Annotated in this window: 17 protein-coding genes; 9 read left to right on the forward strand and 8 right to left on the reverse strand. The window is 50.0% G+C overall.

The window, feature by feature from the left end; all coding sequences use genetic code 11:
* Positions 1-526: 526 nt before the first annotated feature.
* Positions 527-1123: a CDP-diacylglycerol--glycerol-3-phosphate 3-phosphatidyltransferase gene (gene pgsA, locus NFR90_RS05025; RefSeq protein WP_160335151.1), complete on the reverse strand. Its 597-nt coding sequence runs from the start codon at positions 1121-1123 to the stop codon at positions 527-529.
* Positions 1107-3008 carry an excinuclease ABC subunit UvrC gene (uvrC, locus tag NFR90_RS05030; RefSeq protein WP_160335150.1) on the reverse strand — a complete coding sequence of 634 codons (1902 nt, stop codon included), beginning with the start codon at positions 3006-3008 and terminating at the stop codon, positions 1107-1109. The genes pgsA and uvrC overlap by 17 nt, the downstream gene beginning before the upstream one ends.
* A gap of 178 nt (positions 3009-3186) precedes the next feature.
* Between uvrC and earP the strand changes: the two genes are divergently transcribed.
* From earP to NFR90_RS05050, 4 genes are all read left to right on the forward strand, one after another.
* The gene (earP, locus tag NFR90_RS05035) at positions 3187-4281 is read left to right on the forward strand and encodes an elongation factor P maturation arginine rhamnosyltransferase EarP (RefSeq protein ID WP_251451153.1); all 1095 of its coding nucleotides are present in this window, start codon (positions 3187-3189) and stop codon (positions 4279-4281) included.
* Between the two features lie 74 nt (positions 4282-4355).
* Entirely contained in the window at positions 4356-4913 is a 558-nt protein-coding gene (gene efp, locus NFR90_RS05040; protein ID WP_160335149.1) for an elongation factor P, read from the forward strand.
* A 122-nt stretch (positions 4914-5035) separates the two neighbouring features.
* On the forward strand, positions 5036-6610 hold the full coding sequence (locus tag NFR90_RS05045; RefSeq protein WP_160335148.1) for a Na+/H+ antiporter NhaC family protein: 1575 nt from the start codon (positions 5036-5038) through the stop codon (positions 6608-6610).
* A 93-nt stretch (positions 6611-6703) separates the two neighbouring features.
* The gene (locus NFR90_RS05050; protein ID WP_160335147.1) at positions 6704-7141 is read left to right on the forward strand and encodes a hypothetical protein; all 438 of its coding nucleotides are present in this window, start codon (positions 6704-6706) and stop codon (positions 7139-7141) included.
* 11 nt (positions 7142-7152) lie between these two features.
* On the opposite strand, the gene NFR90_RS05055 is transcribed toward NFR90_RS05050, so the two are convergent.
* The 4 genes from NFR90_RS05055 to NFR90_RS05070 all read right to left on the reverse strand — a co-directional run bounded on the left by NFR90_RS05055 (position 7153) and on the right by NFR90_RS05070 (position 10969).
* Entirely contained in the window at positions 7153-7764 is a 612-nt protein-coding gene (locus tag NFR90_RS05055) for a thermonuclease family protein (RefSeq protein WP_251451156.1), read from the reverse strand.
* Positions 7765-7898: 134 nt separating this feature from the next.
* Positions 7899-8672, reverse strand: a complete 774-nt coding sequence (locus NFR90_RS05060) for an anaerobic ribonucleoside-triphosphate reductase activating protein (RefSeq protein WP_160335145.1) — start codon at positions 8670-8672, stop codon at positions 7899-7901.
* A 66-nt stretch (positions 8673-8738) separates the two neighbouring features.
* Positions 8739-8918, reverse strand: coding sequence for an anaerobic ribonucleoside-triphosphate reductase (gene nrdD / locus NFR90_RS05065; protein ID WP_251451158.1), 180 nt, complete (start codon positions 8916-8918; stop codon positions 8739-8741).
* Between the two features lie 44 nt (positions 8919-8962).
* A complete protein-coding gene (locus NFR90_RS05070) occupies positions 8963-10969 on the reverse strand; it encodes a ribonucleoside triphosphate reductase (RefSeq protein ID WP_251451160.1) in 2007 nt (668 codons plus the stop codon).
* A gap of 1256 nt (positions 10970-12225) precedes the next feature.
* Between NFR90_RS05070 and NFR90_RS05075 the strand changes: the two genes are divergently transcribed.
* The 4 genes from NFR90_RS05075 (at position 12226) to NFR90_RS05090 (ending at position 17128) form a co-directional block, all read left to right on the forward strand.
* A complete protein-coding gene (locus tag NFR90_RS05075) occupies positions 12226-13047 on the forward strand; it encodes a hypothetical protein (RefSeq protein WP_160335142.1) in 822 nt (273 codons plus the stop codon).
* Between the two features lie 107 nt (positions 13048-13154).
* On the forward strand, positions 13155-13445 hold the full coding sequence (locus tag NFR90_RS05080; protein WP_160335141.1) for an addiction module antidote protein: 291 nt from the start codon (positions 13155-13157) through the stop codon (positions 13443-13445).
* Positions 13446-13447: 2 nt separating this feature from the next.
* The gene (locus NFR90_RS05085; protein WP_251451163.1) at positions 13448-15295 is read left to right on the forward strand and encodes an AMP-dependent synthetase/ligase; all 1848 of its coding nucleotides are present in this window, start codon (positions 13448-13450) and stop codon (positions 15293-15295) included.
* Positions 15296-17128, forward strand: a complete 1833-nt coding sequence (locus tag NFR90_RS05090) for an AMP-dependent synthetase/ligase (protein ID WP_160335139.1) — start codon at positions 15296-15298, stop codon at positions 17126-17128. It begins immediately after the preceding gene.
* 105 nt (positions 17129-17233) lie between these two features.
* On the opposite strand, the gene cysE is transcribed toward NFR90_RS05090, so the two are convergent.
* Positions 17234-17923 (reverse strand): serine O-acetyltransferase, encoded by a 690-nt coding sequence (gene cysE / locus NFR90_RS05095; protein ID WP_160335138.1) that lies wholly within the window; start codon positions 17921-17923, stop codon positions 17234-17236.
* An 8-nt stretch (positions 17924-17931) separates the two neighbouring features.
* The gene (locus NFR90_RS05100) at positions 17932-18723 is read right to left on the reverse strand and encodes an RNA methyltransferase (protein WP_160335137.1); all 792 of its coding nucleotides are present in this window, start codon (positions 18721-18723) and stop codon (positions 17932-17934) included.
* Positions 18724-18950: 227 nt separating this feature from the next.
* Here NFR90_RS05100 and NFR90_RS05105 point away from each other — a divergent pair, with 227 nt between their 5' ends.
* Positions 18951-19730, forward strand: a complete 780-nt coding sequence (locus NFR90_RS05105; protein WP_202074560.1) for an inositol monophosphatase family protein — start codon at positions 18951-18953, stop codon at positions 19728-19730.
* Positions 19731-19771: the final 41 nt, after the last annotated feature.

Here is a 19771-nt window from a genome sequence, read left to right on the forward strand (position 1 = left end):
CAGCGCCCGCTCTTATCGGTCGTCGATAAATTTTTAAAGAACTTTGTTTTCGCTGTCGTGTTGATCAGCGAGGATGCGAATTATGAAGATGATTTTTTGGGTTGTCAAATCTTCAAGCGAAAAAAATTTTCTTTTCAGATCCGGTATATTTAATTTATTACAGATAATCAAATAGTTATATCAGTTGTATACTTTTATTTCAGTCTTATTTTCTTTACGAACTCTCCATTAAATCCGCTTTTTTATTTTTTCGGACATTCAACCGGCGTTTGAGTAACCGCAGCTATTCAAGATTGCTCTTAGAACTTAATAGCATCACCCTAATAAAAACTGCATATATTCATAAGGTTATTTATTTTTATTACTGTTATCCAAACCTTAATATTTCTTCCGAGTTGCTTGGTGACCGCAAAGTCTTTCCCTTCCTGTCTATTTTCAAAAAGCGATATAAATCGCTTGTAAAAAGAAAAACCTCCGAATCATTTCAGCGACCGGAGGTTCTTTTGTCTAGGCTGCAGACAGCGGCTTAATTTTTCGGCTCATTGCCAAAAAACGGAGCTGCAGCCTTCAGATAAACGAACATCGAATAAAGCGTGAGAACCGTTGCGATGTAAATCAGCACTGTGCCGATAAAGTAAATATCAACTCCTGCGATGTCATCGAAATATAAAAGCATCGGAATTGAGACCATTTGGGCAATCGCTTTGATCTTGCCAAACCAGTTGACCTTGACTTTGCCCGATTCTCCGACGCGCGCCATCCACTCGCGGAGCGCTGAAACAGTAATTTCGCGGCCAATAATCACCAGGGCGACCAGCATGTCTACTCGCCCGAAGTTCAGCAAAACAATCAGCGCCGCGCTCACCATCAGTTTGTCTGCGACCGGATCCAAGAATGCGCCCAGCTGCGTTCCCATCCCGTATTTACGGGCAATATAGCCGTCAAGTGCGTCAGTAATGGCTGCGACGATAAAAAATATGCAGCCGATGAGATTTTGATGCTGAATAGATAAAATCGTTGTCGGAACCATAAACACGCCGACAATCAGCGGAATAAGCGCGATTCTGGTCCAGGTAAGGACCATCGGAATGTTGATTCTGACTTTTTTAGGAGATGTGTTCATGAAGCTGAGCGTAAATTTGAGTTGCAATAGTTCGGGAGATGCCTTCCACAGATGCAATGTCTTCTATCGAAGCATTTGAAAGCACTTTCAAACTTCCAAACCGCTCCAACAGCTTCTGCCTTCTCTTTGGCCCGACGCCTTCCAAATCCTCGATTCTAGAATAATTTCTCACCTTTGCACGTTTTGCACGCATACCTGTGATCGCGAAACGGTGTGCCTCATCGCGAATCTGTGCAATAAGCATTAGGGCCGCGGACTCCGGTCCGAGCTTTAACGGCTCTCGATCCGGATCGGGAAAAACCAGTTCCTCCAGACCGACTTTGCGGCCTTCGCCTTTGGCAACGCCGACAATCACACTCTTGTCTAAGCCCAACTCGTCAAACACTTCACAGGCCATTTTGACTTGCCCTCGACCGCCGTCAACCAGCACAATCGTCGGAAGCTGAGCCTCTCCGTTGGCCACCCTCTGATAGCGGCGTGTCAGGACCTGCCTCATAGCTGCATAGTCGTCCCCGGCTTTTACATCATGAATATTGAAGCGGCGATACTGCGAACTGTCCATCTTATTGTTGGCAAACACTACGCAGGAGGCCTGTGTCGCCTCTCCGGACGTATGACTGATGTCAAAACACTCCACACGGAAGTCTCCATAATCGGATTCCGGAATATTCAGATCAAGCTCCCGCACCAGAGCGTCAATCCGTCTCTTCTGACTGCCCTCTTGGACTAATCTCCGTACCACAGCCATTCTCGCATTCTTAACCGCAAGTTCGAGCCATTTTCTGCGGACATTCTGCGGCTTGCGAACCACTGTAACTTTTCTTCCGGCTAAAGCCGCAAGTTCTGCTTCAATGGCTTCGTTCTTCTCCTCGAGATTGACAATAATGACCGGAGGAACTTCCATGTGTGAATAGTGCTGCACGATGAAAGCCTCCAGAATTTCTTCTCTGGAAGGAAGTTCCGTCTTTCCGTTAAGCGACGGGAAAGACGCTTTGTCTCCGAGATGCCGGCCTCCGCGAACCATCGCAAGATTGACGCAGACCTCCCCTTCCGAAATCACGACCGCAATGATGTCCGCGTTCGAATCCGGAGAAGCCTCCATGGACTGCTGATGGACAACCGACGAAATGGCCGCGAGATGATCCCGCATGACAGCGGCTTTCTCAAACTCAAGCTTTTCGGAGTACTCGTTCATACGGCGCCTGAGATCGTTCTGCACCTTTTCAGAATCTCCGCTGAGAAATTCTTTAGCAATCTGCACAGAGTGCGCGTAGTCCTGAGGCGAAATCTCTCTTGTGCAGCCGCCGCTGCAGCGGCCGATCTGATACAAAAGGCACGGACGAGAGCGGTTCTTAAAGACAGAATCCTCACAGGTTCTCAGCTGGAAAATCTTCTGCAGAAGAACCATCGTGTCCTTCGCTGCATTCGCATTCGGGTACGGACCGAAATAGGAATTCTTTTTATCCAGCATCCCCCGATAATACGAAAGCCTCGGATATTCCTGAGCACTGAGCTTCAAATACGGATAACTCTTGTCATCCCTAAATAAAATGTTGAAGCGCGGATCCTGTGTCTTGATCAGATTCGATTCGAGAATTAACGCTTCCGCCTCGCTATTGACCACGGTAATCTGCGCGTCGGCAATCAGGCTGACCATAACAGCCGTGCGGGGAGCCAAAGTCTTCTGAAAGTAACTCGACACGCGCTTCTTTAAATCTCGTGCTTTACCGACATACAAAAGATTGCCGGCTGCGTCAAAATACCGATAAACACCGGGAAGATGCGGAAGGGTTTTTAAAAAGGAAGCCGAGTCAAACTTTTTCGGCGTCTCATTTGTAGAAATGCCCTCTGCCGCCTGTTCTGACTTCTCGTTCTGCTGCTCCATAGTTCGGTCTCGTTTGATATGTCTGAGAATTATAGACAGCCTGTGTCAGCAGCCGTCTTTAATTACAAAGAGTTACCCGATATATGCACTCTGAAGCGCCGACCTCATTCTTCGCTCCGCGTCAAAAAATCCGATGAACGTCCTTACAATGCCTGTATTCAAATTTTTTTTAAAACCCATGCTGAATATTGATCTTTTCTGCGACGTCATTGATAACTTCGGCGATGCGGGCGTCTGCTGGCGCTTAGCTCGTCTTCTGACAAAAGAAAAAGGGGGCCGCGTCCGACTCTTTATCAATCGCCCTGAAACACTGCAGGCTCTTGCCCCAAACCTAAACAGCTCAAATCTTCCTCAGACACTCGGCAATATTGCCGTCATGCACTGGGATGAATGTCTGAAGTGCACCCCGGGAGACGTCGTGATCGAAACGTTCGGCTGCCGGCTGCCCGATGAATTCGAAAAGAAAATCGCGGCAAAAAGCCCTCAGCCGCTATGGATCAACCTGGAATACCTCTCGGCCGAAGATTGGGTGGAAGGATGCCACTGTCTGCCTTCGCCTCATCCGTCTCTTTCTGTGCAGAAGTACTTCTTCTTCCCGGGCGTCACGAAAAAAACCGGCGGCATTATGATTGAAAATGATCTTCTCACCGCTCAGAATGCCTTTGAGCAGCATCGCAGTGAATTCCTGCAAAATCTCGGGCTGCAGCAATCCGTATTCACGGTATTCGTTTTCTGTTATCCGGAGGCGCCGCTTGAGCATTTTTATGAAGCGCTCAGCAAAGACGCGCGTGAAGTCAATGTCCTGATACCTAAAAGCGCGGCAGCGGATAAGTGGCTGAAACTTTGCGAAGACAATCTCTCTGAAACCATACATACCAGAGTCCTTCCGATGGTCCCGCAGGAAAATTTCGATCAGCTGCTCTGGTGCGCCGACAGTCTGATTATCCGAGGAGAAGACTCCTTTGTGAGAGCCCAGCTCGCGGCTAAGCCGTTTATATGGAATATCTATCCTCAGACGGAATCCACACATATCAAGAAATTGAAAGCATTTGCTTCAAGACTGACATCGAGCTACGGTGAGCTTCAGCCCCTGTGGCTTGAGATGAATATTGCGTGGAACGAAAGACCTGAGGAGATTCCAAGACTGTGGCCTCAATGGAGAAACAGTACTGAAGAACTTTCAATATGCTCACAGTCTTGGAGAAATGATCTCCTCGCAATTGGATCTCTTAGTGAAAATCTGTGCAAATTTATTGAATTAAAGCTAAAATAGTCAACTTGAAAAAAATTTTGTTCGCCCCTGTTTGCATCGGCGAGAACGTTAACTTTTAATCTAGTGAAAGAATTATGAAGACAGCACAAGAACTTCGCGTCGGCAACGTCGTGATGATTAACAACAATCCGATGGTTGTTTTGAAGTCCGAATACAGCAAGGGCGGCCGCGGTGCCTCCACCGTTAAGCTCAAAATGAAGAACCTTCTCTCTAACGGCGGTACAGAAACTGTTTATCGCGCTGATGACCGTTTCGAAGACATCATCCTCGATAAGAAGGAAGTTTCTTATTCCTACTTCGGTGATCCTCTGTATGTTTGGATGGACGAAGAATACAACCAGTACGAAGTTGAAGCAGAAGTCATGGAAGACGTCCTCAAGTATCTTGAAGACGGCATGAAGGCTGAAGTCGTTCTTTACAACGGCCGCGCCATCTCCATCGAACTGCCGACAATCCTCGTTCGCGAAGTTGTTTATACAGAACCCGCAGTTAAGGGTGACACTTCCGGCAAGGTCATGAAGCCCGCTAAGCTCGCCACCGGCCACATCATCCAGGTTCCGGCTTTCGTGAACACCGGCGACAAGATTGAAATCGATACAAGAACAGACGAATACCGCAGCCGCGTTATGTAATTTGTTCTGATCGTACGATCAGCAGGCCTCCGCAGTGCGGAGGCTTTTCTTTCTCTTGAATATCAGGGCCGGAGCTGGGCTAAAATTATTAACTTGTCTCTATAACTTCTCAAAAAATACTAATGGAACCTTTTGCCGCAGGCTGGCTCTCCATATTGCCGCCAATTATCGCGATTATTCTGGCTCTGATCACTAAGGAAGTGTTTTCTTCCCTTCTGATCGGCATTTTCTCGGGGGCCTGCATTTATACGTTCGGTTCGGGCGTTCCCGATCCCCTCATCAAAATGCTGGATGTCACCTTTTCCCTCATGGGCGAAAAAGTCGATTTCCAGATCCTGCTTTTCTGTACGCTCCTCGGTGCGCTTGTCTATGTTCTCAACATGTCGGGCGGCACTAAGAAATACGGAGAAATCGCACGCAAAAAGATTAAAAGCAGAGAAACCTCCGTACTCTCAACGTGCGCCCTGAGTTTCTTTATTTTTATCGATGACTACTTCAACTGCTTGACAGTCGGCACCGTCATGAAGCCGCTCACCGATTCCTATAAGGTCTCGAGAGAAAAGCTCGCCTACATCATTGACTCAACCGCCGCGCCGATGTGCATTATCGCTCCGGTCTCATCCTGGGCGGCCGCCGTCGGAAGCTCTTTGAAATCAACCGGTGCTTTCCAAAGCGATTTCCAGGCATTTGTCTCCACGATCCCATACAACTTCTACGCGATCTTCTGCCTGCTGCTCGTGATCTACCTCTGCTGGACCAACAGAGATTTCGGCCCGATGAAGCTCGCAGAAGAAAACGCGCTCTCCAAAAACGTGGCCGAAGAGCAGAAGGTAAATATCGACCGCAGCAAACATGCCCAAAGCGAAAAAGGCACGATTTGGGATATGCTGGTTCCTCTTATTGCGCTTGTCGTTTTTGCCGTACTCGCTTTCCTTTATGACGGCGGCTACTGGGGCAAAGATCCGCAGTACCACACTATGATCGCAGCGCTCGGCAACTGCACCGCTTCCAAAGCGCTGGTCTGGGCCTCTTTCGGCGCGCTTGCCGTCGCTTTCTTAATGTACATCCCGCGTCGTGTGGTTACGTTCCATGACTTCATGGAAGGCACAATCGAAGGCATGAAGCTCATGCTGCCCGCAAACGTGATCCTCGTTCTTGCCTGGACACTCTCGGGTGTCTGCCGCGATCTGCTCCTCACTCAGAATTTCGTACAGGCTTTCGTTGCCGGCGGCTCCGGTTTCGATATCTTCCTGCCTGCTGCGATCTTCTTAATCGCTGCCTTCCTTAGCTTCTCCACCGGAACCGCTTGGGGCACTTTCGGCATTCTGATTCCGATCGCGGTTCCCGTCGCTGCCGCTGTCGATCCCTCGCTCACGATCGTCTGCCTCTCCGCTACGCTGGCAGGTTCCGTTTTCGGCGACCACTGCTCTCCAATCTCCGATACGACGATTCTGTCAAGTGCGGGAAGCGGCTGCAGTCATATTTCACACGTCACAACGCAGCTGCCCTACGCGTGGTTCATTGCCTGCTGCTGTTTCGTCGGCTACATTGTTGCAGGCTTTACAAAGGGAAGCTGGGTCCTCAGTTTCGGCGCAACGGCCGCATGCTTTGTCCTCTTCCTCGCCTTTATGTGGAAGCGAAGCTTTAATGTCAAAGCCTACGCAGCGCAAATTCACAGCGATGTCAGAGTAAGCTGATTACCTGCTCTAAGTAAACGCCCGCAAGGGCGTTTACTTTTTATATAAGCCGATCCGCTACAATGGTCGGAAAGATAAATTTAATGAGAAGAAATGAGCAAACAGCCTGTAAAAGGAAGACCGATTGATTTTTCCGACAAAAGGTCAGAACCGTTCACATCGTATCGTCTGAAAGAAAAATGCCGAGTGCTAATCTTTAGCTATCTGAAGGATGAAAAAGCTCAGCAGATCATTGCTAACCTTGAGTATCTCGGAAGCAGAAAACTCGATGAAATCCACGAACACGAGACTGGCATGGGTACCTCGTTCTTCTCAACAGAAGTCGAAAAGATGTGGGTGAAACCGGAAATTCTCCTGCCGCTTCCGGAAGTTTCAGAGGTGCTCGCAGAGGTCGCCGTTAAGACCGGACAAGGATTTGATCTTCCGATTTTTGCGGCCTCGCCTAACGGAGCCGGTTTCGTTGCCGTACTTCTCTCCCCGGATTGCTTTGAACTCAATCCGGAAGGACCGGAAACCTGTCGGATTCAATAGAAAAGTACGGACTAATTCGCTCTCGGGTGAGCTCGGCGCCACTCCCAGGGTCGTTCGGGATTAGGATCCTGCCAAAGACCGAGCTTCTCTCTTCTCGCCGCAGATTCCGCATCTCGGTACGCCATCCGATCAGAACTCATCATATCCTTCACATACGGCGTATAAACCCAAGCATATCCGTCTCTAACCTGGGCATAGTTCAGATCGTTCCCATCGGTCATAAGCTTGCCGACCAAGCGTCCGTACTGATCTTTCTCGCGGTAAGCAACTTCTGCTTTAAATCCGTTCATTTTCAGCATGCGGTAGAGGTTGTCGCGGCTTTTGTTTCCATAAGGCATCTTGCCCTCCGGAGCGTCTATGCCAAGCAGTCTCACACGCTCTTCGCGCCCGTTGGAAGTCTTGATGTAAACCGTATCGCCATCCGGAACACGCGTCACGGTCGCGTGAATTAACTTAAAGCCTTCCTTATCGACTTGCTGAACCTGCTCACCCGGGCGATTCAGCTCGATCGTCTGAGTCTCTCCCGGACCATACACGCCTTTGATGAGAGCGACGACAACCGCAAAAACACCAACAGCGAGATAAACACTGCGCTTAAAGTTGTCCGGCTTGAATTTCTGCATGGTTCCTCTCCGATGCGTTGATACTGTTTAACGTGATACTCGGCTCAGTTTAACGAAAACAAAAAAATACCGACACGAACAGGACTGTTTTTGAGCTTCTTCCTGCCAAGTGCCGGTATGTGTTTTGTTCAAAGCTACGGACGCCTGAGAATAAATTCGGGATAAAGCGCCTTCAGCTCATCCAGAGCCTGCGGATTCGGATAGTGCGCGCCGACGCGCTCCAACACTTCCTCTTCGGGAAGCTCTCTCGGCTGGCGATAAATCTGAAGCGCAAATGTGCGCACGCCGGCCTCCTTCAATTCCTTCACAAGTTTGACGATCTGTGCTTCACTGAGATAATCAGGATGCGCTGTCGTGCGTGTCTCCAGAGCGACTCCGGAAGCAAGCAACAGGGAAAGTGATTTTCTGACTTTCTGCGCCGAACCTTTTCTTCCGACAACTCTGTCATAGGTCTCTTCTTCGGACAGAGGCGCTTTGATGTCAAGGCCGACCCAGTCCAAATACGGGAGAATCTCTGCTAGGCGCGCCGGATACATCCCACCGGTGTGCAGTCCGACTTTATAGCCGAGTGCTTTGACCCTCTTCACCGCGTCAGCGAGCGCGGGATCAACACAGGGCTCTCCCCCGCTGAACACAAAACCGTCAATCAGCCCTTTTCGGCGCGAAAGAAACCGCTCAATGTAAGCCCAGCTCACCTGATCGGTCTCTGCGTCCGGCCGACGACTTTGAAGTTCTTTGTTCTGACAGTAGACGCAACGCCAGGGACAGCCCTGAATAAATGCGACAGCCGCCAGGCTTCCGGGAAAATCAATCGTTGTGAAGCGGACCAGTCCGCCGACGACTAACGCTTCAGCCGGTTTGCTGCTGACTTCCTCAATTTCGATGATTTCCCTCTTTTTTTCTGACATCTTCTGGCCTTTAAAAAAGCCTCCGATCATGCGGAGGCTTCGTACTGAACGACAAGTGGTTAAGGATTACTTACCACAGCCGCACTTGCTTTCAACAAAGTACTTGCGTTCGGCGAATTCGCCCTGCTTGCCAATGTTGAAGGAAGATGTAGGACGGTGATAACCCATCACGCGTGTCCAGATTTCGCATTTTGTGCGTTCTTCGTCTTTCAGTGTGATTTCCTGTTCTTTTGCTTTTTCATCCATTTTGCTGCTCCTGTCAAAGTCAATAAATCTGTGTATTAAGAGGCCTAGGCCATTTCCTGCTTCTTCTTTGCGATCAGTTCGGCGTCGCACTTCGGACAGAACTCATGGTTGCCCGGGATATAGCCGTGTTTCGGACATACCGAGAAGGTCGGCGTAATCGTAATGTACGGAAGACGGAAATTCGTCAGCGCGCGGCGAACGATATCGCTGCAGAGCTCGGGACTCGAAATCGCTTCGTTCATGTAAAGGTGAAGCACTGTACCGCCAGTGTACTTCTTCTGCAAATCTTCCTGCATTTCGAGCGCTTCGAACGGATCGTCCGTGTAGCTTACCGGCAGCTGAGAGCTGTTGGTATAGTAGGGATGATCCGGCGTGCCTGCCTGAAGGATCTTGGGGAAGCGCTTCTTGTCTTCCTTGGCAAAACGATAAGTCGTGCCCTCGGCCGGTGTTGCTTCAAGATTATACATATGGCCGGTTTCTTCCTGGAACATGACCATCTTTTCACGGATATGGTCAAGTACACGCGCTGCAAAATCGTGACCCGCTTCCGTTGTGATGTCTTCCTTATCCTGTGTGAAGTTGCGGATCATTTCATTCATACCGTTGACACCGATCGTCGAGAAATGATTGCGCAGCGTTCCGAGATAACGTCTTGTATACGGGAAGAGCCCCTGATCCATGTGTCTCTGAATAACCTTGCGCTTGATTTCAAGGCTGTTGCGGGCTAAGTCAAGAAGAAAATCAAGACGCTTGAAAAGACCTTCTTCGTCCTGCGCGAACACGTAACCTAAACGAGCGCAGTTAATCGTGACAACTCCGAGAGAGCCGGTCTGTTCGGCTGAACCGAATAAGCCGTTGCCGCGTTTAAGAAGTTCGCGGAGGTCAAGCTGCAGACGGCAGCACATGGAACGAATCATATTCGGCTTCAGTTCCGAATTGATGAAGTTCTGGAAGTACGGAAGACCGTAGCGGGCCGTCATACTGAAAAGCAGACGCGCGTTGGGGCTGTCCCAATCAAAATCCGGCGTCATGTTGTAAGTCGGGATCGGGAATGTGAACACGCGGCCCTTTGCGTCGCCTTCAAGCATCACTTCAATGTAGGCGCGGTTGATCATCGCCATTTCTTCCTGAAGTTCACCGTATGTGAAGTCGGCTTCTTCTCCGCCGATGAGAGGGTGCTGTTCTCTCAAATCTTCCGGGCAGACCCAGTCGAATGTGAGATTGGTGAACGGCGTCTGTGTGCCCCAGCGGCTCGGAACGTTCAGGTTGTAAATGAGTTCCTGAATGCACTGACGAACTTCCTTGTAGCTCAGGTTGTCCACACGGACGAACGGAGCAAGATACGTGTCAAAGGAGCTGAACGCCTGAGCTCCGGCCCATTCGTTCTGCATTGTGCCGAGGAAGTTGACGATCTGGCCGATCGCACTGGTCAAATGCTTCGGAGCGCCCGCTTCCACTTTACCGGGAACACCGTTAAGACCTTCGTTGAGCAGTGTCTTTAGCGACCAGCCGGCACAGTAGCCGGAAAGCATGTCCAAATCATGAATATGAATATCAGCTTCACGATGCGCCTGACCGACTTCTTTCGGATAAACGTAACTGAGCCAATAGTTGGCAACAACCTTACCGGAAACGTTCAGAATCAGACCGCCCAGAGAATAGCCCTGATTGGCGTTCGCATTGACGCGCCAGTCAAGCTGCTGCAGATATTCGTTCATGGAGCTTTCCACATCAACGAGACTGCGGCGGGCGTCGCGGGCTTTTGCACGCTGTTCGCGGTAAACAATATAAGCACGCAGCGTCTTACGGTAACCCGTATCAAAAAGTGCGTTTTCCACCGCGTCCTGAATCTGCTCAATGGTCGGTGTTGTGTACTGTTTGAGCCTTTCCATCACTTCAACATGCGTGATCCGGTTGGCAGTGGCGTCATCAAATTCACCGGTCGCAGCGCCGGCTTTAGCCAGGGCCGCGGAAATCTTATTCATGTCAAAGTCTTTTACGGTACCGTCACGCTTGATTACGTGAAGCGGCATCACTATAGATAGGCTCATTAATCACTCCGTTTGGAAAATTCTGGTTCAAAGTTGATGGCCTCGATACTACTATGCAAACTTTGAATATACAAACGGCCTCGCTCATTATGAACACAATCAATTGTAGGTTAGCAAATCATTGCAACTAAATAAAGGGTTATTGGAGAACCGCTAAGGATTGTGGGTGCGTCATTTCAATTTTTTTCCGTCATTTCATACGGATAACTTTTAGCAATCGGAGTTTGATCAGCTCAGACAAAACACAAGATGTTGAAGGCAAGATATTCGGACTGAATTCAGCAGACCCGGATTCATTGTCCTGACAGATTAAAAATTTAGGCTAGAGAGCATAAAAACTAACAAATAAAGTTCTTTTATAAAAACATGAAGTTATCGGTATGCACGAAGAATCCGTCTTTTAAGAGAAACAAATCTAAAAAAGAGAGTATGTTTTTTAATTATTGTTTTTTAGATATACGCTTAAATTTTTCATTAGATTTATATTTTATTGGTGTCAAATTAAATTAAATTCACTTCTTTACAGATAAGGAATAGTCCTAATTAGGGATAGTTCTAATGAGATTTTTATCAAATAGCTGCCCGGTGAACTGTTCTCTAGTTCAAAGGACCGCAAAAAGGTCCCTTTAGTGAACCGCTGCTGGATGAATTTATAACATCCCGGACGCTTGGCGTTTCCAATGCAGCCTCGATGTTTCTTCAGCAATTGCGAGATCAAAATATCGAAAGCAAGAAAAAACCGCCTTGCCGGCGGTTTTTGGGTCTTAGACATACCATCCGGGACCAACCGGAGGTATCTCGCGTTAAATAGAGGAGAAACGCATTTAATAAGACAGTGCCAATAGAATACATAAAAAAAATTTCTTTTTGCAAAATTGAAACAAGAAAATTTAATAAGAAACAAGTTGTTAATCAAATTTCAATAATTTTAGATAAATAATTAATAAATATATCAAGATTTTTTCAATTTTATTTCATGATTGATTTCAGTAAATTGACACTATTTAGTTTTTCAAAAGTATTCAAATGGAATTTTCTAGTCACAAACCAGGCTAAAAAGGGTAAATTACTTTCTATACGAAGATTTCAAAATTCAACTTTTCAGCTGATTTGTTCGTAGCGTTTGAAAATCATACCGCTGCGCAGTTTTTCGTCTTTTGTTTTATTTTTTTGTATCTGTCCTCTTTGTTGCGCACAATCTATTTTTTGAATCGGTACAATGTATTCCCCGTTTAATTTTTACTTAGTTTTTTGCAATGCGCCTCACTACTCCGAATCGAACTTTGCCCGCGATTTGTCTCGCCGTATACGGCTGCGGACAGCTCGAACGCGTCGCTGAGTTCATCAGCGCCCTGCCTGCTGATTATCGTGAAGAAGGCGTTCGTTTTACTGCCGGTCAGATTGCCGGCCAGTATGCATTCGAACAGGTAAAACTTGACCGTAAAGGCTATGACACAAGAAGACTGCTGCGCTGTCTTTCTATTCTGAATAACGCCGGAGCCGTTTTCCCGACCGATGAGGCGCTCGCTCATGCCGATGATCTAATCAACAACTTCACCGCTGACTTCGGTCACGATGAAGACGGCGAGGCGACTTTCCGTATCAAAGCTCAGAGCTACCGTCTTAAAAAATATGACTGCCACGCTCTTTGGGCGCGTATCCGTCAGGCCGACCTTCTTGTGGATTCCGTGTCAAGAGAAAAACTCTTTGACGCGGAAGAATCCGACGATCTTTCCTTTATGGACGATTCGCTCGACTTCCGCCTGACCGCACACCTTGTCGACCCTCAGGGCGAAAAATTCGCCTCGGTGCAGCAGTACTTTACCGTCACCGACGGCCGCCTCTCCGTTGAAGATCTGATCGATTACGATTTCACCGACTATCCCAACTTTCATGACGAAAGCGGAAACACCTATCGCCTAATTGAACTTCTGACCGAAAAGTTCATCGATCGCTCCGTCGGCGCTGTCAAGAACTTCCTTGCCAGCCAGAACATGACGCCGCCCTCAGAAGTTCAGAAAAGAGAGACTATCCCTGAATACGTCTACTCTGTCAGCCCGTACAGCTTTAACCAGTAGATCATTGCGGCAAACCCGTATCTACGCTTCTACGCGAACTTCCGCTGCTTCTGTATCCTGTAGGCTACACTTCAGCCCTGATACTTGTGAAACAACGGGAAATAACCATGTCACAAATACAAGACTTCCCGGTGCGGGCGGAGTCGGCGGAAGCGAGAACGCTCAACGACATCCTTGACCGCACCCAGGACGATGCTGCGCAGATTATTCTCGCGCTCGGCGCTCTTGCCAAAAATTACGGCATGTCGCGTCTTGCCAGAGAAACCGGCCTTTCTCGAGAAAGCCTCTATAAGTCGCTCTCGGGAACGCGTTCACCGGAATTTGCGACCATTCTTAAAATTCTTTCTGCCTTAGACCTTGACCTTGTTGTCCGGGATAAGCCGATTTCTGCGAGATAACAATGACAATGTTTGACGACAGCCGGGAAAGAGCCGCTGAAATTAGAAAACTTTCCATTATTCCCGAACTCATTTCTCACCACCTCAGCATTCGGGGAGACGATCCCGCGCTGAGCGAATATGATGCCAAAAAACAGGAATGGGTCACGCTTTCTTTCAAAGAACTTTGGGAGCGCGCTCAGCTGTGGCACAAAGCCATTACCGCGAGCGGACTTAAAAAAGGCGACAAAGCGGCAATGCTGCTTCCCAACAGCATCGATGCGGTCTGCTTTGACCAGGGCACACTCATCGGAGGACGCGTCCCGGTTCCGCTTCATATCATCGACACCGCCGCAAACTGCGCATATATTCTGAACGACTCAGAAACCAAACTTCTGGTTATCCTGAATCGAGCCCGCTGGCATGCCATCGAACAGGCCGGAATCGATCTGCCACACCTTAAAACCGTTGTCTTTATCGATGACGAAGGCGAAGGCATCAGCAGCAGCGGCGTCGAAACACTCGGGTTAAACGAGTGGCTCGCAAGGGGACAGGAAAGCACTCTCCCTTTCGAGCGCCCGACCGAAGAGGACCTTGCTGCTCTCGTCTACACGTCCGGCACGACCGGCAAACCCAAAGGCGTTATGCTGACGCATAAAAATATCATGAGCGACATATCCGCCCTGCTCTACAACCTTGCGCCGGTCGGCGGAGACGAGTGGCTCTCATTCCTGCCGCTTTCACACACGTTTGAGCGCACAACCTCTTACTACATTGGTCTCGGCATGGGAAATAAAGTGACGTTCAGCCGCGGCGTCACCCGAATCCTTGATGATTTAAAACATACTCGTCCCACTATCATGATGTCGGTCCCGCGTGTGTACGAAAAAGTCGCGGCCAAGATTAAAGAACGCCTGAAAACGAAGGGATCTGCCGCGCAGTTTGTTTTTAACAGCGCCGTCAATGCGGGCTACCGCCGTTTTGAGCGCCGCAACGGCTTAGCCGCTCACAATCCGTTTATCAATACGCTCGACGATCTGCTTGATCCCTTCTACAACAAAACCGTCCGCAATCAGATCAGAAATTCATTCGGCGGCAGACTGCGCGTCGCCGTCTCCGGAGGTGCGGCCCTAAGTACGGATGTCGCGCGCACACTGATCGGACTTGGCGTGGAAATCTATCAGGGCTACGGCATGACTGAAACTTCGCCGATCATTTCTGTCAATAAAATAGGCGCCAACCATCCGGATACGGTCGGACCAATCCTTCCCGGCATCGAAGCAAAAATCGGAGACAAAGACGAGCTTCTCGTCAGAGGTCCTCAAGTCATGAAGGGTTACTGGAAGCGACCGGAAGATACCGCTAAAACCATCAGTCCTGAGGGCTGGCTCTCAACCGGAGATCAGGCAGAAATCGGAGAAGGCCGATACCTGAAAATCAAAGGCCGAATTAAGGAAATTATCGTAACGTCGACCGGCGAAAAAGTTCCGCCCGTTGACATCGAACAGGCGATTGAAACTGACCCGCTGTTTGATCAGGCGATGATCTACGGCGACAATCGGCCGTTTATCTGCGCGCTGCTCGTAGTGAACCAAGATCAGTTTGCGGATTTTGTGAAGCAGCTCTCTTTGGACCCGAACGATCCGGACATCATGACCAACAGCACGGTGATACGCGCGGTCCTCAAACGTTTGAAATCTGACTGCCGACAGTTCCCTCAGTACGGCGTACCGCGTGCGGTTAAGCTCCTCTCTGAGCCGTGGACAATTGATAACGGCGCCCTGACTCCGACGCTCAAAATCAAACGCCGCGTTATCGTTGCGGACAATCAGACAGATATCGACAACCTTTATAAAAATTTTGGAAAATAAATGACAGCCGAAAATTCCATAGAACCCAGGGTGCTTCCCGACCTGCTCAGAAGAAACATCCGAATTCGTCCCGATAAAGTCGCTTACCGCGAATTTGACGCCAAAACCAACGCTTGGGTCACAATGACCTGGAAGGAGTTTGGAGACGGTGTGATGCGCTGGAGAAAAGCGCTTGCCGCTTCCGGCCTGAAGCAAGGCGATCATGCGGCTATACTGATGCCCAATTCCACCACCGCCGCGCTCGCTGATCTCTCGCTTCTGAGCTCGGGCCTGGTCCCGGTGCCGCTGCACGCGGTCGACACCCCGGCGTCAAGCGCATTCATTCTGAATAACTCGGAAGCAAAAATCCTTTTTGTCCCGCGCACGCTGCGCTGGAACGCGATGCTCAACGCCGAGCGCGACTACCCTAATCTGAAAGCGGTCATCACTTCCGGAGAAGATGCCGATACGGCTGATAAAGATTCTCCCGTTCCGGTCTATAACCTCTCTGATTGGCTTAACGCGGGCAGCGGCACTGAGATCGAAGACCCGTACATTGATTCCGAAAGTCTTGCCGCCATTGTGTACACATCCGGTACCACCGGCAAACCCAAAGGCGTCATGCTGACGCACGGCAACATATTTGCCAACACGATCGGCATTTCCAACGCACTCGATATGGGGCCGGATGATGTGTTCCTTTCTTTCCTGCCGTTCTCGCACACCTTCGAAAGAACCGTCACCATCTATAACGCGCTGAATCTTGGCGCAGAGGTCGGATTCGCCCGTTCCGTGCTCAAGCTGCCGGAAGATCTTCAGATCATTCGCCCCACGATCTTCGTTGCGGTTCCCCGAGTCTTTGAACAGTTCTACAACAAGATCAAACATTCGTTAAGAAACAAAGGCGGATTTACTGCTTCTCTTGCTGATCAGGCCGAGATTATCGGCTGGAGAAAGTTCTGCAAAGAAAACGATCTGGCCATTCCCTCTTCCTCCTACTCTTGGATGGACAAATTCCTAGCGCCCTACATCCTGCCCAAATTCAGCGAACAGATTCTCAAGCTCTTTGGCGGCCGCCTGAGAACCGCGGTCGCGGGCGGCGCCGCGCTGAATAACGCAATCGGCCACTTCTTCTGCGGCATGGGTATCGATATCAGACAGGGGTACGGTCTCACAGAAACCGCCCCTGTGATTTCCGTCAATCGTCAGGGCGCTAACAATCCGACAACCGTCGGAGAACCGCTTGAAAAAATCGAAGTACGCCTTGGTGATATGGATGAGCTTCAGGTGAGAGGACCCTCGGTCATGAAGGGTTACTGGAAACGTCCCGAAGCGACCACAGAGGCCTTTACCTCAGACGGTTGGTTCCGCACCGGAGATCAGGCAGAGCTCTCGGACGCCGGACGCATCCGAATCAAGGGCCGTATCAAGGAAATCATTGTGACTTCGACCGGAGAAAAAATCTCGCCGACTGACTTGGAGCTCGCTATACAGACAGACCCGCTCTTTGAACAGGTCATGGCCGTCGGTGAAGGCCGTCCCTTTATTACAGCTCTTGCTGTCGTAAACGAAAAAGAATGGGAACATTTTGCCGCAGAGCACGGTATTGATCCGAAGGACGACAGCGCAATGATGCGCCGAGACATTCGAATGGCCGCCCTGAAGCGCCTGAAGAAAGCCGCCGCGAATTTCCCGCAGTACGGAATTCCGCGAAATGTCCGCCTCCTTCGTGAGGGCTGGAATGTGGATAACGGCGCGCTGACAGTCACTATGAAGCTGCGCCGCCCCATCATTAAAGAGCGTCTTGCGGCGGAAATTGAAGAACTCTATACGGTTCCTCAAAACAAACCCTAAATTAACCCAACGGTGCGGTCCTGTCAGGCCGCCCTAAAAATAACGGCAGCCTCGCGGACTGCCGTTATTTTTTTACTTCTCGTGTAATACAAAGACTTAATCGTCTTATTTTGCTGAGCTCTTTTCCAGCGCTTCTATTCTTGCCTGCTGTTCCGCAAGCTTTGCTTCCATTTGCTTGAGCTTCAGCACATACGGGTCTTCCTCATTGGCGACGATACCGTAGGCGGCAAGCCGAACCTGAGCTTTTGCATCTTCGACCGCTTTTTTCTCGGCGCTCTTTTTCTTATCGACAATTCGTGCCGGATTACCAACCGCGGTTGAATTAGCCGGAAGCGGCTTAATCACCACAGCGTTGCTGCCGATACGGCAGTTATCGCCGACTTCGAAGCCGCCAAGCACTTTGGCGCCCGCGCCGATAATACAGTTGCGTCCGATCGTCGGATGACGCTTCGTCCCACTCTCAAGGGACGTACCGCCGAGGGTCACACTGTGATAAATCGTGCAGTCATCACCTACTTCAGCGGTCTCGCCGATCACGACGCCCATCCCGTGGTCGATCAGCACTCTGTCTCCGATCTTAGCTGCCGGATGAATCTCAATCCCGGTTAAAAACCGACTGACCTGCGAGAGCCAGCGGGCGCAGACGCGCCAATTCTTCTGCCACAGCCAATGAGAGACGCGATGCGCCATCACGGCATGAAGCCCCGGATAACACAGCAGTACTTCCCATTTGGAATGCGCCGCCGGGTCTCGTTCATAAATTGAGTCTACGTCTCCCTTGATTCTGCTGAACATGCTTTTCCTTACTTGTTTCTTTGAGTTTTTCTGCCGGCTCTTTCTTCCCTCGGGCAGATAATTGCCCCGCAGATACCTCTTAGCATATCGACATCTGAGGACGAAAGCCCCGATCTCGACAAGATTCTTCTGAGTTTCGGCATCATAAATTTGGGCTGCTGCGGATTAAGCGCCCCGCAGCTGATCATCGCTTTTTCCAAGTGCTCAAAGAGTCCTTCGATCGCTTCAACTTTGGCGGGCTCTTCATCTTCAAAACGATGCGCATGCGCGTCAAGCGCCCTTCCGCGAAGCGTCTGCTGAAGCTGATACGCCGTGACCTGCACAGCCTGAGCTAAATTAAGAGAATCGCACTCGGGATTGGCGGGTATCGCCGTACAGAGCTGACAGAGCTCCATCTCCTCATTCGTGAGACCGCTTCTCTCAGTGCCGAATACAAAAGCGATCTCAGCGTCCTCAAATCGCTCCAGACGATCGCGAACCTCCTCGCAGCTGCTCTGAAGATCTTTAAGCGGAGGTCCGTATTCACGGTCATAGCCGGACAGCGCACAGGCAAAAGAGACACCGTCAAGCGCTTCAAGCAGTGTCGGAGCGGACACGCTCTTTTTCAGAACGTCGGCCGCGTGCGTTGAAAATGCGAGCGCGTCTGCGTTCTCCCGATAATCCTCATGACGGGGATTGACAACATAAAGCCGATCAAAACCCATGGTCTTGATCGCCCGAGCGGCGGCTCCGATATTGCCCGGGTGACTCGGAGAAACAAGGATGAAACGGATCCGCCCGCCGTGAGTGACAAATTCCATATATTGCCTGTGGTTGCGTTAAAATCGCATACTAGTTTAAAGCACCTATTTCGGTGCATCCGATTCTTACAGAGGTTTAAATGGCAGTTACTAATAAGCCCGCAGCCAAGCCGCAGCGCGCGAAATCCGGTGCGGGCAAGCGCTCCGCTTCCGCTAAGACAAAAGAACGGTCCGCAGAAAAAAAATTGTTCAGACCTGCTCCGACAATGCCGATGCAGAACAGCGGCATGCTTAACATCGCGATTAAAGCAGCAAGAGAAGCTGCCCGCATTCAGATGATGGCTTTCCGCGACAGAACCCGCCTGCACATCACGAACAAGGCCGCAGGCGATTATGTCACCGAGGTTGATAAGGAATGCGAACGCGTCATTACCGAAACCATTAAAACGGCTTTCCCGAATCATGCGATCCTCGGTGAGGAAAGCGGAGAAAGCGGTACTGTCGGCGCTGAATATCTCTGGGTTGTCGATCCGCTTGACGGAACCACTAATTTCATCCACGGCATCGACGTTTTTGCCGTTTCCATCGCGCTTCTCAAAGACGGAGTTCCTCAGTGCGGCGTCGTTTATGATGCCAACCGCAACCAGCTCTTTACCGCTGAGAAAGGCAAAGGCGCTTACCTGGACGAACGCAGAATCCGCGTTTCCAGTCTGACTTCTATTCAGGATGCGCTGGTCGCAACCGGTTTCCCGTTCCGTGAAGGTGACGATTACGGCGCCTACATGGAAACCATGAAGAAAATGATGGAAAACACCTGCGGCCTCAGAAGATGCGGCTCCGCTGCCCTGGATTTATGCTGGACCGCCTGCGGCCGCTTCGACGGTTACTGGGAAAAAGGAATCAAGATTTGGGATATCGCCGCAGGAGCTTTGATCGCTCGTGAAGCCGGCGCCATCGTGACCGATTTCTCCGGCGAGGGCGATTACCTCTCCAAGGGCGAAATCGTTGCCGCGACACCGAAGGTCTATGCCGATATGATGAAAGTCATCAGACCTCAGTCCGAGTAATTTTTTTATTTGCATTTATCAAGAACCTTCTGCAGTATTAG

The sequence above is a fragment of the Parasutterella muris genome (assembly GCF_943193095.1).
Taxonomy (GTDB): Bacteria; Pseudomonadota; Gammaproteobacteria; order Burkholderiales; family Burkholderiaceae_F; genus Parasutterella; species Parasutterella muris.

Excerpts from the sequence above, each read along its gene's own strand:
- pgsA (WP_160335151.1), bottom strand. The coding sequence starts at position 1,123 with ATGAACACATCTCCTAAAAAAGTCAGAATCAACATTCCGATGGTCCTT.
- uvrC (WP_160335150.1), bottom strand. The coding sequence starts at position 3,008 with ATGGAGCAGCAGAACGAGAAGTCAGAACAGGCGGCAGAGGGCATTTCT.
- earP (WP_251451153.1), top strand. The coding sequence starts at position 3,187 with ATGCTGAATATTGATCTTTTCTGCGACGTCATTGATAACTTCGGCGAT.
- efp (WP_160335149.1), top strand. The coding sequence starts at position 4,356 with ATGAAGACAGCACAAGAACTTCGCGTCGGCAACGTCGTGATGATTAAC.
- NFR90_RS05045 (WP_160335148.1), top strand. The coding sequence starts at position 5,036 with ATGGAACCTTTTGCCGCAGGCTGGCTCTCCATATTGCCGCCAATTATC.
- NFR90_RS05050 (WP_160335147.1), top strand. The coding sequence starts at position 6,704 with ATGAGCAAACAGCCTGTAAAAGGAAGACCGATTGATTTTTCCGACAAA.
- NFR90_RS05055 (WP_251451156.1), bottom strand. The coding sequence starts at position 7,764 with ATGCAGAAATTCAAGCCGGACAACTTTAAGCGCAGTGTTTATCTCGCT.
- NFR90_RS05060 (WP_160335145.1), bottom strand. The coding sequence starts at position 8,672 with ATGTCAGAAAAAAAGAGGGAAATCATCGAAATTGAGGAAGTCAGCAGC.
- nrdD (WP_251451158.1), bottom strand. The coding sequence starts at position 8,918 with ATGGATGAAAAAGCAAAAGAACAGGAAATCACACTGAAAGACGAAGAA.
- NFR90_RS05070 (WP_251451160.1), bottom strand. The coding sequence starts at position 10,969 with ATGAGCCTATCTATAGTGATGCCGCTTCACGTAATCAAGCGTGACGGT.
- NFR90_RS05075 (WP_160335142.1), top strand. The coding sequence starts at position 12,226 with ATGCGCCTCACTACTCCGAATCGAACTTTGCCCGCGATTTGTCTCGCC.
- NFR90_RS05080 (WP_160335141.1), top strand. The coding sequence starts at position 13,155 with ATGTCACAAATACAAGACTTCCCGGTGCGGGCGGAGTCGGCGGAAGCG.
- NFR90_RS05085 (WP_251451163.1), top strand. The coding sequence starts at position 13,448 with ATGACAATGTTTGACGACAGCCGGGAAAGAGCCGCTGAAATTAGAAAA.
- NFR90_RS05090 (WP_160335139.1), top strand. The coding sequence starts at position 15,296 with ATGACAGCCGAAAATTCCATAGAACCCAGGGTGCTTCCCGACCTGCTC.
- cysE (WP_160335138.1), bottom strand. The coding sequence starts at position 17,923 with ATGTTCAGCAGAATCAAGGGAGACGTAGACTCAATTTATGAACGAGAC.
- NFR90_RS05100 (WP_160335137.1), bottom strand. The coding sequence starts at position 18,723 with ATGGAATTTGTCACTCACGGCGGGCGGATCCGTTTCATCCTTGTTTCT.
- NFR90_RS05105 (WP_202074560.1), top strand. The coding sequence starts at position 18,951 with ATGCTTAACATCGCGATTAAAGCAGCAAGAGAAGCTGCCCGCATTCAG.